Here is a 13,490-nt window from a genome sequence, read left to right as displayed (position 1 = left end):
CAGTGAATTCCGCATTGTTTGGGTTGATTGGGCAATGATTGAGCAATGCTAGATCACGAGATTTAGTTCACAAGGCAAGTTGCACTTTACCTCAATCCAAAATTCTAGTAAATTGAAAAACTGAGGGCTCTGTGCATATCAATCTGGTTCCAAGCTTGTAAAGCAGTCCCAGGATTTTTTATAAAACCTTGACCTTTTATTAATGCTTTAAATTGGGTAAAGCTTAAGGCTATAATTTGGGGTATATAGTTCAAGCCACTCCCATTTTGTTTTGATATTTTTCATGTTTAGCTGTGATCTGAAGCGTTGGGAGGCTAGATTGAGTGTTGTAATCCTGAATCAATGGCTCTAAGCAGATAGTTCTCAGGTAACTCTCAGGAGATCGTTGCCCAGAGTGGCTTGATGAGATCAGCCCTTAGGAGGCAGTTCAAAATAAGTTGAGTCTCCTCCAGCAATCAAGGGAATTGTTCTATCTCTATCAGGCTAAGTCTTCTGGGTTCTGGATGGCACACAGGAGAGCTTGTATTCTCAATACTTTGATGGTCAAGCTTGTGAAAAATGTCGTCAAGTAAGGTGCGTCTGGCTCTAGCTACAACGCTACTGAGAGCTTTCAAGCCTGATACAGAACCCCTTTTCAATCTGTGCTTGAAAACCTCTCTACCGCCAGATCTTTTCTAGAGCGTTTTGGTTGGTCGGGGTGCGGTGGTCTGAGTTCAAAATTTCAGAGCAGTGCCACTCCGAACAAAGCGTCTCCACAAAATTTCTCAAGGGCGATCGCCCACGGCAGGTTTAAGTCCATCTCATGTTCGAGTCGTTTTTGAACATAGTCGTCTTGGAATAGAGGATGCTCTAAACGCAATGACAGAAACCGCTACAACGCCATTGACTGGAAAGGCGCTGCTTCAGAAGCTAAAAGAAATTTCGCATCTCAAGGCGCGAGAAAAAGCGATTCAGTGCGGCTATCAGACCGTCGGCAAAAATCAGCAGTCTCGCGTCAACATGGCGGCTTTTTATGAGGCTTTGCTGGCAGCCCGAGGAATTTCTCTAGAAACCGGATCAGATCGAGACGGGCGCGGGCGAGAGCCGACCTATCGCGTCAGTGTCCACAAAAATGGACAGATTGTCATCGGTGCCACCTACACCGACAAAATGGGTCTAAAGCCCGGTGATGAGTTTGAAATTAAGCTGGGTTACAAGCACATTCATCTCATTCAAATCGACCGCGACAAGGACGGCGAAGACTCGGATGAAGAATAGTGCTGCTCATGTTTTTTGACCTCAAATTTGATGTCGAACTGTTGGCGCTGCTGAACTTTGGTGAGGCGGCGCTCTTTTTTGCAGTGTGGATAGGTTTGGGGCTGCCGATTTTGCTGCCGATGGCGATCGCCCTCCGGTGGCGACCGGGCAAACCCATTTCACCTTCCCAAAAAATCCCGCTGCTGCTGGGACTATATCTGCTGGCTCCGGCAGCGCTGTTGATCGCCGGGCGGTTGAGTCCTCGACTTTCGGCCCGCAGCGGCTTCGAGGTCTATGGGCTAACGATGGGTGAGTCCCTGTGGCAGGGGCTAGGGCTAGGGCTGCTTATGGCGATCGCTGGCGTTGGGCTGTGGCTGGGGGTGCAGGTGGGGCTGGGCTGGAGCCACTGGCAGACCCGGACACCGAGCCGTAGCGCAGTGATATCTCTGGTTGCCGTGGCGGGGCTGGGGCTGGTGGTGGGGTTAATTGAGGAATTAGTCTTTCGGGGATTTTTGCCACGAGTGCTGGGCTTTGATCTGGAAATGCTGACCGCTGTGGCGATCGCCAACCTGCTGTTTGCCCTGCTGCATCTGGTTTGGGACGGGCGGGCAACCGTGCCGCAACTGCCTGGGCTGCTGGTCATGGGGCTGGTCCTCAGCGGAGCCTGCTGGATCGCCAGAGGAAACCTGGGACTGGCGTGGGGGCTACATGCAGGCTGGATCATGGCGATCGCCAGCCTGGAGACTCTAGGCGCTCTAGAACCGACCGGACGAGTTCCTGCCTGGATCACAGGGTTGGATGGCAAACCGCTGGCCGGGGCGCTGGGACTGCTGCTGATGCTGGGAACGGCGATCGCCCTTGCGGTCATCTTCCAGAACCCGGTTACGGATGGTTAACTGGAATACATTTGTCAAGACGGGCTGACTTTAATATTCGCTTCATATCAGGATGCTGACCCCTGCATCGTCGGCTGCGTGCCATCGTCATCAGCCCGCGCAGGTGTTTAACAGAAGCACCCCTGAATCTTGCTGAGTCTTTTCCCGCCTCCTCACAAGCCTCTGGTTCCTCTGGCCAATCTTCACCAATCGCTGTTTCTAGCTATTTTCATTGCTAGCTATTTTCATTTTCAATAGCCTGCCGTTGACTCGTAACTCCACCTCCTAACCCATGTCACCCGAAGCACAAGAATTCCTCGGAACATTTGCCTCAGAGACGTTTTACTACTGGGCATCTGTGTTTATGCTGCTGATCCACGCCGGATTCCTCGCCTACGAGGGCGGCGCATCGCGCACCAAAAACGTCCTGGCCACGATGGTCAAAAACCTGCTGACGCTTGCCAGCGTTGGGCTTGCTTTCTTCTTCTTTGGCTGGTGGGTGTACAACGCCTTCCCATTGTTCCCCGTGACGGGCGGCATTCTCGGCCCCTGGACAAACCCTGAGCAAAGCGAAACGATCCAGTCCGCAATGGAACTGGTCGAAGCGTCTTACCCCTGGTCACCAGCCCTAGCGCCCAACACTGGAGACCATCTGACAGGGGTCTTCTTCTTTGCCTTTGCGCTATTCGCCATGACCACAGCCTCCATCTTGTCAGGAGCGCTGATCGAGCGGGTCAAGGTGGGCGCGTACCTGGTGCTGTCCGTCGTGTTGGGCGCGTTTACCTGGGTGGTTGGGGCGGCCTGGGGCTGGAACCCCTTCGGCTGGTTTGTGACCAACCTGGGCTATCACGATTTCGGCTGCTCGGCAATCGTCCACGGTATTTCGGGCTTCTTTGCCCTGGGCGTGCTGATTAACCTGGGGCCGCGGGTCGGCAAGTATGACGAAGCGGGCAACCCGCGCCCCATCTTGCCCCACAACCTGCCGCTGACGATGGTGGGGCTGATGCTGATTTTTGTGGGATTCTATGCCTTTTTAGCGGCTTGCGTCATCTTTTTGCCCGGATACACAGGTGAGACGACGATCTATGGCACGCCGATGACGCTGGCCTCAATCGGCGTGAACACTACCTTGGCGCTGGCCGCAGGACTGGTGGGAGCCTACATTTCCTCTAAGAGTGAGCCTTTCTTCACGATCTCCGGTGGACTGGCAGGCATTATTACCGTGGGTGCAGGGCTGGATCTGTACCATCCGGCGCTGGTGATTGTGCTGGCGTTCGCGGGCGCATTTCTCATGCCCAAGGTGATTGTGGCAATTGAGAAAGCAGGCATTGACGATGCCGTGGGCGCAGTCGGGGTTCACGGTGTTTGCGGGTTGCTGGGAGCGGTGCTGACGGGCATCTTTGCGGCGGGTTATCCCCAAGGAGCCGACATTCCGCCCATCAATTTTGTTGGACAACTGATCGGAGCGCTGGTGTCTGTGGTGCTGCTGGGCTTTATCCCAGGCTACGGCATGAGCTGGCTGCTGAAGCGGTTTAACCTGTTGCGGGTGTCGCGGGAAGAAGAGGTGATGGGTCTAGACATTGCCGATCTGGGCATTGAAGGCTATCCCGAATATCCCACCATGACGCTGATTTCCAGCATTACTAAGGGGGTTGGGGGCAATGGCACGCCCCAAGCTCCGACCTCTTCTGAGTTGGCGATGGATTAGGTTTAGATCAGGAGATACACCCCATGAGTAGCCCATTTTCTACATTTGAAGAGTTTTCCGCCGCAAAGGGCCCGATCTACACCTTTGCCAATAGTCCTGGCGTGATCACGTTTCTCATTTTGCTGAGCGCATTGATTTCGCTCTATTTTCTCTACGCCTCCTTTGGCATGAAGAATGAGTTTGCTAAGCCGACGGACGAGACGGGGGCGATCGCCCTGCTGATTGCCACGGGTGTCTCGGCCCTGCTGAGCCTTGTGCCAGGATATAGCCCCAGCCAGCGCCTTGAGGCGAATGACTTGCGCCCGACGGCTGCCAAGGTTCACGCCAGCCCAAGAGCCACGCTGCCCGGTGTGCTAATGGGTCTGGCCAGCATGACGGGTCTAGCGACCGGTCGGAACAAGCAGCGCCCCAGACGGCGGACAGCTCGGTCGGTGCGTCGCCGCCAGGGTTGATCGATAAGCGGTCCCTGGGTTGAAATCCTGCCAGGTTGTGATGAACTTGGCAGGATTTTGGCTGGCGAGGCGGACTAAGATAGAGGGGCGCTGGGGCAAGTTTGAGCGATTTGAATGAATAACGATTTGAACGAATAGCGGTGGTGAGGGCGAGACGCGAATCGCTGGGAACAGTGGGCACAGACGGACAGTGGGCGATCGCCCGCGGTTTCATGATGCTATGTTTTGCGGCGGCTGGGCTGCTGGTGTTGACCTATCAACCGTCGCGCAGCCGCTCTCCCCACGCTGCCCATCGCTCATCTGCCCCACAGCCATCTGCAACGGTTTCTCCCGTGCCGCCTGTCTCCCCTTCGGGCGACCTACCCAGCCGTCCTGGTGGGTGGCAGCCAGGGGCGATCGCGCCGATTGTGCCCGCTGCTCCCCAGGCAGCAATGCCACCCGCTCCCCAGACAGGCTCAACCCCTTCACCCCAGCCTGCTCCCGCAGCAGTTCCTTCGCCAGCGCCGCCATCTCCCTCGCCCAGCCCTGTGCCCTCTGCCTTGTCTGCTACATCCCCGCCAGCTTTGGTGCAGACGGGTTCTGCATCTCGTTCCTTATCTTCAGCACAGGTGCAGGCGGTTTCAGTTTCATCCAGGAATTCGGACAGGTCTGCTCCTGAGCGGGCGATTCTCGCAGAGATCGCTTCGCGAATCGCCGCCCTAGCCACGGGCATCCTGCCGCCGCCTCCCTCGCAGGCTGCTCCTCGTGTCCAGCCTCGCACAGCGGGTTCCCCCCGTCCGCAAGCCTCCGGCTTTGTCCCGGTGCAATCTGCCCGCAAGACGCTGACGACGCTCCCACTGCATACGCCCCGACTGGTGGTGGATCTGAGCGATCGCCAGGTGTACTTTTACCACGGCGATCAGATCAAGGCCAGCTACCCCGTTGCTATTGGACAAGACGGCTGGGAAACGCCGCAGGGCACGTTTCGCGTCATCGATCGCCAGACCTATCCCCTGTGGGAGCATCCGATTACGAAAGAGCTAATCGGCAACGACCCGCGCAACCCCCTGGGGACAAGGTGGATTAGCTTCTGGACAGACGGAGTTCACTCGATCGGTTTTCACGGCACCAACCGCGACGACTCGGTGGGGCAGGCGGTGTCTCACGGCTGTCTGCGGATGCGAAATGCCGATATCGAAGCGCTCTACGATTCAGTCGATTTGGGAACACTCGTTCTGGTTCGGGAATAACGCCCTAACGTCTTATTTGTCGCTTTTTCCTCGAGGAGAAAATCAATCATCCGGCTAAAGGACTGTAACTGACGTGTTCAACAGTGTAGTCACAAGTTGTAGAGACTCTGTGATTGACCTCTAAGGATGAAACTCGAAGATATTGCGGCGACTGAGCAACAGTTAAACTACACCTTTGAAACCAAGGAACTCCTGATTCGAGCGCTAACTCGTAAAGCCTATGCCCAAGAGCAAGTCCAGCAGGGTGTAGCCTGCCAAGATCAGGAGCTTGATCGAATCCTCGGTGACGCAATTCTCAAGGCGATCTTGGTTGAGATGCTGATTCAGCAAGGCTGCAAGAGCCGCGAAGCCGTCACAACTGAAAAAAGCAGGCTGGAAAGCCGGGAGAATTTAGGAAAGGTTCTCGAAGCGATGAAGATTCAGCAATTTATTCGTCTCGGAAAAGGCGAAAAAAAGCAGGGGATTGGGAATCAGTCTTCGGTCTTAGGTGAAACCTTCGAGGCACTAGTTGCGGCAATTTATCTAGACAGCAACAGTTACGAAAAAACCAAAGAACTAGTCATAGATCTTTTTTCAAGAACCGCAGCAGCAGCGAGTTTGTAATCACGCTGACGGAACTGAGCGCCATCAGCCCGCCCGCCGCCGACGGACTGAGAATCAGACCCAGCGTGGGCAGCAGCACGCCCGCCGCCACGGGAATACCCAGCAGGTTATAGGCAAAGGCCCAGAACAGGTTTTGGCGGATCTTGTTGAAGGTGGCGCGGCTGAGGCGCAGGGCAGCGCTGATGTCCGTCAGGCGATCGCCCATTAGCACAATCTCCGAGGCCTCGATCGCGGCATCCGTGCCAGAGTGCAGAGAAATGCTGACATCCGCCTGGGCCAGCGCGGGCGCGTCGTTGATGCCGTCGCCCACCATGCCCACCCGCCGTCCCTGGGCCTGAAGCTGGGCGATCGCCGCTACTTTTTCTTGGGGCAACAGGCCAGCTTGCACGTCTTCGGGCGCAAAGCCCAACATCTGGGCGATCGCCCTTGCCGCCGCAGGCTGATCACCCGTCAACAGGCGCAATTCCAGTCCGGCTTCGCGAAGCCGCTGCACGGCGTGGAGGGCATCGGGCCGCAGTGGATCTTGCATCGCCATGAAGCCCACACACTGTTGCTCTACGCCAATGTAGACAACGGTTTTGCCCGTTTCGGCAATCGCCTCCGCCTGTTTGCAAACCGCCTCTTCTAGCGAAACGCCATTCTGCCGCAGCCAGTTTGCTGTGCCCAGGTAGACCCGTGCGCCCTCTACCCGTGCAGATACACCCAGCCCGGGCTGCGTCTGGAATTCGGCAGCGGGCAACAGGGACAACGCCTGCTGCTGCGCGGCTTGGCGAATCGCCGCAGAAAGCGGGTGAGTAGTCCCGGCTTCAACCGTCGCCGCCAGTTGCAGCAGCCGCGCTGCCGTCCAGCCCGCCGCCAGCGGTACGCAGTCCGTCACCACCGGGCGGCCCTGGGTCAGCGTGCCCGTCTTGTCGAAAACGAGGGTGTCCAAAGCCTGCGCCTTTTCCAGCACGTCGCCGCCGCGAATCAGCAGACCCCGCTCTGCCCCCAGGCTAGAGCCAACCAGAATGGCAGTCGGCGTGGCCAGACCCAGCGCACAGGGACAGGCAATCACCAAGACGGCGATCGCCAGCTTCAGGCTCAGCAACAGCGGCGACGGCATAGCGGCGTGCATCATAGCCGAGTCGCCAGTCATCTCCATATGGGCGAGGTGGGCGGTGTGGGCCGTGCCCAGCCCGATCTCATGAATACCCAGCGCGGCAATGGAGTCGTGCCAGAGGGGTAGCCCTACGAAATACCAGAATAGAAACGTCAGTAGCGCCAGCGTCAGCACGCCATAGGTAAAGTAGCCTGCCACGCTATCCGCCAATCGCTGGATCGGCGCTTTGCGGGTTTGGGCGGTTTCGACCAGGGCGATGATTTGCGCCAGGGTTGTGTCTTTTCCGGTGCGCGTGGTGCGGAAGGCGATCGCCCCCGTTTGGTTTACCGTGCCCGCTGCCACGCGATCGCCCGCCTGCTTTAGCACCGGACTCGATTCGCCCGTCAGCATCGACTCATCGACCGTTGTTTGGCCGACCGTCACCTCGCCATCCACCGGAATTTTTTCACCTGGCAGCACCAGCAGCCAGTCTCCCACCCGCACCTGCTCTGTTGCCAGCGTCACCGACTCCTCGCCCGTCAGCGTGGCCGTCGCAGCAGGAATCCGGCGGGACGTGCTGGGCTGCATTGCCGCCAGGGATTGCAGGGATGCGGTCGCCTTGCTGCGGGCCTGCTGCTCTAGCGTGCGCCCCAGCAAGATAAAGCCCACCAGCATGACGGGTTCATCAAAAAAGCACTCCCAGCCCAGCGCCGGAACCAGCAGCGCCACCACGCTAACGCTGTAGGCCGTCAGCGTGCCCAGGCTGACCAGCGTATTCATATTGGGTGCGCCGCGCCGCAGCCCGCGCCAGCCGTCGATCACCATGCTGCGACCAGGAAACAGCAGCGCCAGCGTCGCCAGCCCTGCATGAAACCAGATATTGCTCAGCCCAGGCAATGTTAGTCCAAAGGCGCTGAGGTGGCCCAAAAACGAGAGAACCAGCAGCGTGCAGGCGATCGCCAATTGCCCCATCCGTTCCCGCGTTTCGCGCTGCTGGCGTTCGGCGGGTGTTTCTGTTGCCCCATTCGCCGCCGAATCGCCGCGCAGTTGGGAAGGGAACCCAGCCGCCGTAAGGGCGATCGCCAGCGCTTCTCCCTCCACGCCCGGTTCTGCTTCCACCAGCGCCATCTCCGTCACCAAGTTCACCGTCGCCGCCACCACACCCGGCTGCTGCAACAGTTCTGTCTCCACAGCCTTCACGCAGCCCGCACACTTCATTCCGCCTACGTCCAGCGTCAGGGCTTGGCGCTCAGAAGATTGCGCGGCGAGGGCTTGCGACTTGGGAATCAGTTGCATCGGCAAATTTTACGGGGGCTAAGGATAGTTACTCTACAACGCTTACAGGAGCGAACTGGGAAACCGCCGGGAAACCCAAAGCAAATCACTTTATCCAAAGAAGGAATTCAAAGACTCACTATTCCCTCTTCCTTCTTCTCTCTTCCTTCTTCCCTCTTCCCTCTTCCCTCTTCAAACCTCGCTGCCCACCGCCTACCTCAGAAGCCGTCCGCTCCAATAGCGATAGACCAAATACACACAAGCCGCCACCTGCACTGGCAGGACGACCAGCAGGCTCTTGGCCACAAAAGCGCTGTCTAGCGTGGAGAGAGCGCCAAAATAGACGGCAGCCACAGGAATCAAGGCGACCATCAGTGCGAGTTTAGAAGATTTCACAGCAGGGTTCAGTGCAGTAGGCAACGGAGAAACAGCGGTGGACGAAGAGAAGCAGCGTGAAACCGCTTTCTATATCCTAAAACCTGCGATCGCCAACTGGATGTCAGAAATCGCCAGCGGAATCCCAGAAGCCGAATCCTAGAAACTATCGGTGATGCCCGCTCCTTCGTCAGCGATACCCGAGTTGGAAAGCCCCATGACCTCCTGATAGGCGATCGCCAGCGCACAGGCCGACAGGGGAATCGTTACCAAAGCACCCACCCCAAACAGCAGAAATCCAACCAGGTTTAGCACAGTCAGCACAATCAGGAAAATGAACCAGGAAAACCAGTTTCTGGAAATTACTTTGCGGCTCGACTCCATCGCGTCCCAAAAATCAAACTTACGATCGACAATGAACGGGGTCGTAAACATCCAGGCAACTGCCAGGTAGATACCTGGAATAACGAGCAATGCAAAGCCAATCACCGTCAAAATACCCGTCACTAGGCTAGCCAGGAACAGCGGCAGAAAATGGTTGAATCCCCGGAAGAAATCGCTAAAGGTTGTGGCTCTCTGCTTCATCAGCTTGAAGGCCACGATGTAGAAACCCGCGCCCAGTGGCCCAGACAACACGCTGCTGGCAATGCTGCCCAAAGGCTTGATGCGCTCCGGCAAGATTTGCGGCATTACCGATACCAGCAACATAATCAACGTAAACCCGACAAACCCGCCCGCATTTTTCTTAAACAGTTCCCAACCTTCGCCCAGGTACTTGCCGATGTCCACCGAATAGCCGGTTTGAACGACATCTGGAACACTGCGTGCCCCGTTTGTAAACATGACCTTTCTCCTACTGGTTTCAGGTGAATCTAGATAAGGCGATCGCCTCTATAACGTAAAAAAATCGCTGGTAAAAATTGCTAAAAACTGTTGATAGAACTCTTACTAGAAACTGCGCCCATCATAGCCCAAGGTTAGAGGCCGATAAGTTCTTTGTTGCTCAATGTTGCAGCTTGTCTTGCAGCCTGATTGGGAATGCTCCCTTAGAGCCGCATCCATCGCGCTCCCAAGGTTCTGACAACGGTTGAAAACAGACGCTCAATCCGCCTTTGGCAGACTATGATTTAATAGATCGTTACCTGTGCCCATAAAAGCGACAAAGCTTTTGATTTCAAGCGTTTAGCAAGGCCTCCATGCCCGATCGACTTGGCCCCCGCGAATCTCGCGATGCTGCGCTGATTCGCAGTGCCCCGTTTTTTGAAGGATTACCCGAAGAAGCCGTGGAAAACGCCACGGTTCACGTTGTCACGCGCAGTCATCCACCCGGACAGGTCTTGCTCCTCGAAAATGATTGGGGCAGTTCCGTCTATTTCATCCTGGAAGGCTGGGTCAAGATCCGCACCTACAACCTGGATGGCAAAGAGGTGACGCTGAATATTTTGGGCAAGGGTGAGCTGTTTGGTGAAATGGCTCCGCTGGATGAAGTCCCCCGCTCGACGGACGTGCTGACGCTTGTGCCAACGGTCATCGGCAACATGCCCGCCCAAGACTTTGTGAAGCTTCTAAAGACGGAGCCAGAAGCGGGAATTCGGCTAGCGCAACTGATGGCACGGCGGCTGCGGCAGGTAAACCGACGACTGCGGCTGCGCGAGTCAGATAGCCAATCGCGGGTGGCCGACATTATCCTCTTCCTGGCAGATGGTCAGGGCAAAAAGGCCGAGGGCGGTATCGAAATTCCCAACTTGCCGCACCGAGAGCTAAGCAGCCTCAGCGGACTGGCGAGAGAAACCGTGACGCGAGTGCTGAGCAAGCTGGAGCGCAAGGGCCTGATTGCCCGCGATCGCGACACGCTGAGAATTCCCGACATCGACGCGCTAGAGCGAATGCTCATGACCTAGCCCGTTGCATGAACACTCTGCATGAACACTCTGCATGAACACTCTGTTGCAGCGTTTGTTACAAACCTTGGCTGCAAGCCTTGCTGATCATTACAAGACTTGATCGAACGATCGCCTTGCGCGTAGGCTATCCATTACGATGAAATCCTGCGGCCCCTTCAGCTTGCCGCCCCATCTTCATTAACCATGCACAATTTTCTGCCGATCGCGTATTTCCGAAACCAGTTCGTTCCGTTTGCCGAGGCCAACGTTTCAATCGCGACCCACGCCCTCCACTACGGAACGGGCGCTTTTGGCGGAATGCGCGGCCTTCCCGATCCGCAGAACCCTGGGCAAATCTTACTGTTTCGGCTGGATCGCCACAGCCAGCGCCTTAGCCAGAGCGCCCGCTTTATGCACTACGACCTGCCACCCGATAAGATCCAGCAGGTGATCATCGACTTTGTAAAAAAGAACAGCCCCACGACCTCTTTCTATATCCGCCCTTTTGTCTACACGTCCGATCTGGGGATTTCGCCCCGGCTCCACAGCGTTGAAAAGGATTTCTTTGTCTACGGGCTGGAACTGGGCGACTACCTTTCGCCGGAAGGCGTAAGCTGCCGTATTAGCTCCTGGCACCGACAGGAAGACCGCAGCCTGCCTCTGCGTGGCAAGATTAGTGGAGCTTACATTACCTCGTCGCTGGCCAAGACAGAAGCCGTGGAGTCGGGCTTTGACGAGGCGATTTTGCTCAATTCTCAGGGCAAGGTCAGTGAAGCATCGGGTATGAATATTTTCATCGTGCGGAATGGCAAGCTGATCACGCCGGGGTTTGACCAAGACATTTTGGAAGGCATTACCCGCGACAGCGTCATCACCGTTGCCCGGTCGCTGGGGATTGAGGTGATCGAGCGGCCAGTGGACAAGTCGGAACTGTTCATCGCCGATGAAGTTTTTCTCAGCGGCACGGCGGCCCGCGTCACGCCCGTTCGTCGCGTTGAAAACTACGAGTATTCTCCTCAGCGCCCTGTGACCGACCAACTGCGGGACAAACTGACCGCCATCACCGAAAACCGCGACCCGGAGTTTCGTGACTGGGTGTTTGCAATTCCGCTAGAGGGCTAGTTGGCTGCGTATAGGACGGATTTAACCCACTGCGCCTTGGTCTTGCTGCGTCGAGCTGGCGATCGCCTCCTGGCACTGGGTACACAGCCCATAAAACTCCAGCATGTGGTAGTAAATCTTGAACCGGTAGGACTGATTGAGCTGCTCCTCCAGTTCATGCACCGGGCACTCGTCGATGGGCAGAGAACTGCCGCAGCGCAGGCAGGTCAGGTGGTGGCGATCTTCCTGCGTGGAACTGTAGAGCGCTTCGCCTGTGCTGATCTGACGGCTTTGCACCACGCCCTCCAGCTTCAGGGCCTCCAGCGACCGATAGACCGTCGCCAGCCCGATATTATGCCCCTCCTTTCGCAGTTCCAGAAAGATTTCCTGCGCTGAAACAGCCCGATTCAAAGTCTTGAGCAAGGTGAGAATTCGCTCTTGGTTGCGGGTGCGGCGCGTTCTCATGATGGTTTCAGGTGGATTGGGCAATGCGGCAGCGTGAATGATTGAGTTTCGACGCAGTGGGATCGTGAGTCCCGTTCTGTCTCATCATAATCGCGATCGCCCATCCACTTGTGGGGGAACCTGCGGGGCGATCGCGCTCCGATCGCCACCAGACGCTACAAAGCGCTATAAAATGGGATGCGGGTTTGGCACGCTTCTGGGCTGAATCCCTGCCACTCTGCCGCATTGTACCCGCCCCCTCCCATGAGTCAGACCTACCAGGCTAAGGTATACGTCACGCTGCGTCCCTCCGTTCTCGATCCGGCCGGAACCGCCGTACAGTCCGGACTCCAGCACCTTGGGTATGACAATGTGGGCCCGGTTCGCATTGGCAAGTATGTAGAACTGACCCTCACCGCTGCCGACGAAAGCGATGCCCGCACCCAGCTTGACCGGATGTGCGACCAGCTTTTGGCCAATCCGGTGATTGAGAATTATCGGTTTGAGCTAACCCCTAACTCCTGAACCCTTCATGAACACTGGTGTCATCGTCTTCCCTGGCTCCAACTGCGATCGCGACGCGGCAATGGTGACCCGCGATTTGCTGGGGCTGCCAACGCGGATGGTGTGGCATGAGGAGAGCGACCTGTCGGGGCTGGATCTGGTGATTGTGCCCGGTGGGTTCAGCTATGGCGACTATTTGCGCTGTGGGGCGATCGCCCGGTTTTCGCCCGCGATGCAGGCCGTGGTGCAGCACGCCGAGCGGGGCGGTTTGGTGCTGGGCATTTGCAATGGCTTTCAGGTGTTGACAGAGGCAGGGCTGCTGCCGGGGGCGCTAGTGCGAAATCGGGATTTGCACTTTATCTGCGATCGCGTTTCGCTGCGAGTCGAGCGGGTCGATTTGCCCTGGACCCAGCGCTATGCACCCCAGCAGGTGATTACGCTGCCGATCGCCCACGGCGAAGGCTGCTACTATGCCGATGCAGACACGCTGGCGGCTCTGGAAGATCATCAGCAAATTCTGTTCCGCTATTGCGCGGCAGACGGTTCCCTGACGGAAGCCAGCAACCCCAACGGATCTCTGGGCCACATTGCGGGCATCTGCAACCGCCGGGGCAATGTGCTGGGCATGATGCCCCACCCGGAACGAGCCGCCGACCCCGCTTTGGGCAATACCGACGGGCTGAAGCTCTTTGAAGGGGTGCTGGCGGCGCTGAGCGTGGGGGTGTAG

14 protein-coding genes are annotated in these 13,490 nt (G+C 57.0%); 10 read left to right on the top strand and 4 right to left on the bottom strand.

Annotation, left to right across the window (positions count from 1 at the left end; genetic code table 11):
• Positions 1-858: 858 nt before the first annotated feature.
• The 6 genes from IGS16_RS16650 to IGS16_RS16625 all read left to right on the top strand — a co-directional run bounded on the left by IGS16_RS16650 (position 859) and on the right by IGS16_RS16625 (position 6,103).
• Positions 859-1,257 (top strand): AbrB family transcriptional regulator, encoded by a 399-nt coding sequence (locus IGS16_RS16650; RefSeq protein WP_297087315.1) that lies wholly within the window; start codon positions 859-861, stop codon positions 1,255-1,257.
• A gap of 8 nt (positions 1,258-1,265) precedes the next feature.
• On the top strand, positions 1,266-2,132 hold the full coding sequence (locus IGS16_RS16645; protein ID WP_297087687.1) for a CPBP family intramembrane glutamic endopeptidase: 867 nt from the start codon (positions 1,266-1,268) through the stop codon (positions 2,130-2,132).
• Positions 2,133-2,403: 271 nt separating this feature from the next.
• On the top strand, positions 2,404-3,819 hold the full coding sequence (locus IGS16_RS16640; RefSeq protein ID WP_297087312.1) for an ammonium transporter: 1,416 nt from the start codon (positions 2,404-2,406) through the stop codon (positions 3,817-3,819).
• A 23-nt stretch (positions 3,820-3,842) separates the two neighbouring features.
• Entirely contained in the window at positions 3,843-4,271 is a 429-nt protein-coding gene (locus tag IGS16_RS16635; RefSeq protein WP_297087310.1) for a hypothetical protein, read from the top strand.
• A gap of 140 nt (positions 4,272-4,411) precedes the next feature.
• Positions 4,412-5,500, top strand: a complete 1,089-nt coding sequence (locus tag IGS16_RS16630) for a L,D-transpeptidase family protein (protein WP_297087308.1) — start codon at positions 4,412-4,414, stop codon at positions 5,498-5,500.
• Between the two features lie 126 nt (positions 5,501-5,626).
• Complete coding sequence (locus IGS16_RS16625; RefSeq protein WP_297087306.1) at positions 5,627-6,103, top strand: ribonuclease III domain-containing protein; 477 nt, start codon at positions 5,627-5,629, stop codon at positions 6,101-6,103.
• On the opposite strand, the gene IGS16_RS16620 is transcribed toward IGS16_RS16625, so the two are convergent.
• The 3 genes from IGS16_RS16620 to IGS16_RS16610 all read right to left on the bottom strand — a co-directional run bounded on the left by IGS16_RS16620 (position 6,060) and on the right by IGS16_RS16610 (position 9,674).
• Positions 6,060-8,477 (bottom strand): cation-translocating P-type ATPase, encoded by a 2,418-nt coding sequence (locus IGS16_RS16620; protein ID WP_297087305.1) that lies wholly within the window; start codon positions 8,475-8,477, stop codon positions 6,060-6,062. The genes IGS16_RS16625 and IGS16_RS16620 overlap by 44 nt on opposite strands.
• A gap of 192 nt (positions 8,478-8,669) precedes the next feature.
• Positions 8,670-8,852 (bottom strand): hypothetical protein, encoded by a 183-nt coding sequence (locus IGS16_RS16615; protein WP_297087303.1) that lies wholly within the window; start codon positions 8,850-8,852, stop codon positions 8,670-8,672.
• A gap of 138 nt (positions 8,853-8,990) precedes the next feature.
• Positions 8,991-9,674 (bottom strand): hypothetical protein, encoded by a 684-nt coding sequence (locus tag IGS16_RS16610; protein ID WP_297087301.1) that lies wholly within the window; start codon positions 9,672-9,674, stop codon positions 8,991-8,993.
• Positions 9,675-10,027: 353 nt separating this feature from the next.
• Here IGS16_RS16610 and IGS16_RS16605 point away from each other — a divergent pair, with 353 nt between their 5' ends.
• Positions 10,028-10,732 carry a Crp/Fnr family transcriptional regulator gene (locus tag IGS16_RS16605; RefSeq protein WP_172358670.1) on the top strand — a complete coding sequence of 235 codons (705 nt, stop codon included), beginning with the start codon at positions 10,028-10,030 and terminating at the stop codon, positions 10,730-10,732.
• Between the two features lie 186 nt (positions 10,733-10,918).
• Positions 10,919-11,836, top strand: a complete 918-nt coding sequence (locus IGS16_RS16600; RefSeq protein ID WP_297087300.1) for a branched-chain amino acid transaminase — start codon at positions 10,919-10,921, stop codon at positions 11,834-11,836.
• A 21-nt stretch (positions 11,837-11,857) separates the two neighbouring features.
• On the opposite strand, the gene IGS16_RS16595 is transcribed toward IGS16_RS16600, so the two are convergent.
• The gene (locus IGS16_RS16595) at positions 11,858-12,280 is read right to left on the bottom strand and encodes a Fur family transcriptional regulator (RefSeq protein ID WP_297087686.1); all 423 of its coding nucleotides are present in this window, start codon (positions 12,278-12,280) and stop codon (positions 11,858-11,860) included.
• Positions 12,281-12,523: 243 nt separating this feature from the next.
• Between IGS16_RS16595 and purS the strand changes: the two genes are divergently transcribed.
• Positions 12,524-12,784, top strand: a complete 261-nt coding sequence (purS, locus tag IGS16_RS16590) for a phosphoribosylformylglycinamidine synthase subunit PurS (protein ID WP_297087298.1) — start codon at positions 12,524-12,526, stop codon at positions 12,782-12,784.
• Positions 12,785-12,791: 7 nt separating this feature from the next.
• Positions 12,792-13,490, top strand: coding sequence for a phosphoribosylformylglycinamidine synthase subunit PurQ (gene purQ, locus IGS16_RS16585; protein ID WP_297087296.1), 699 nt, complete (start codon positions 12,792-12,794; stop codon positions 13,488-13,490).

It is taken from the genome of Thermoleptolyngbya sp. C42_A2020_037, assembly GCF_015272455.1.
Lineage (GTDB): Bacteria > Cyanobacteriota > Cyanobacteriia > Elainellales > Elainellaceae > Thermoleptolyngbya.
This window is presented reverse-complemented; position numbering and strand designations above follow the sequence as displayed.

What these genes read in the sequence shown, in the direction of transcription:
- IGS16_RS16650 (WP_297087315.1), top strand. Translation starts at nt 859, where the DNA reads ATGACAGAAACCGCTACAACGCCATTGACTGGAAAGGCGCTGCTTCAG.
- IGS16_RS16600 (WP_297087300.1), top strand. Translation starts at nt 10,919, where the DNA reads ATGCACAATTTTCTGCCGATCGCGTATTTCCGAAACCAGTTCGTTCCG.
- purS (WP_297087298.1), top strand. Translation starts at nt 12,524, where the DNA reads ATGAGTCAGACCTACCAGGCTAAGGTATACGTCACGCTGCGTCCCTCC.
- IGS16_RS16620 (WP_297087305.1), bottom strand. Translation starts at nt 8,477, where the DNA reads ATGCAACTGATTCCCAAGTCGCAAGCCCTCGCCGCGCAATCTTCTGAG.
- IGS16_RS16640 (WP_297087312.1), top strand. Translation starts at nt 2,404, where the DNA reads ATGTCACCCGAAGCACAAGAATTCCTCGGAACATTTGCCTCAGAGACG.
- purQ (WP_297087296.1), top strand. Translation starts at nt 12,792, where the DNA reads ATGAACACTGGTGTCATCGTCTTCCCTGGCTCCAACTGCGATCGCGAC.
- IGS16_RS16605 (WP_172358670.1), top strand. Translation starts at nt 10,028, where the DNA reads ATGCCCGATCGACTTGGCCCCCGCGAATCTCGCGATGCTGCGCTGATT.
- IGS16_RS16625 (WP_297087306.1), top strand. Translation starts at nt 5,627, where the DNA reads ATGAAACTCGAAGATATTGCGGCGACTGAGCAACAGTTAAACTACACC.
- IGS16_RS16610 (WP_297087301.1), bottom strand. Translation starts at nt 9,674, where the DNA reads ATGTTTACAAACGGGGCACGCAGTGTTCCAGATGTCGTTCAAACCGGC.
- IGS16_RS16635 (WP_297087310.1), top strand. Translation starts at nt 3,843, where the DNA reads ATGAGTAGCCCATTTTCTACATTTGAAGAGTTTTCCGCCGCAAAGGGC.
- IGS16_RS16645 (WP_297087687.1), top strand. Translation starts at nt 1,266, where the DNA reads ATGTTTTTTGACCTCAAATTTGATGTCGAACTGTTGGCGCTGCTGAAC.
- IGS16_RS16595 (WP_297087686.1), bottom strand. Translation starts at nt 12,280, where the DNA reads ATGAGAACGCGCCGCACCCGCAACCAAGAGCGAATTCTCACCTTGCTC.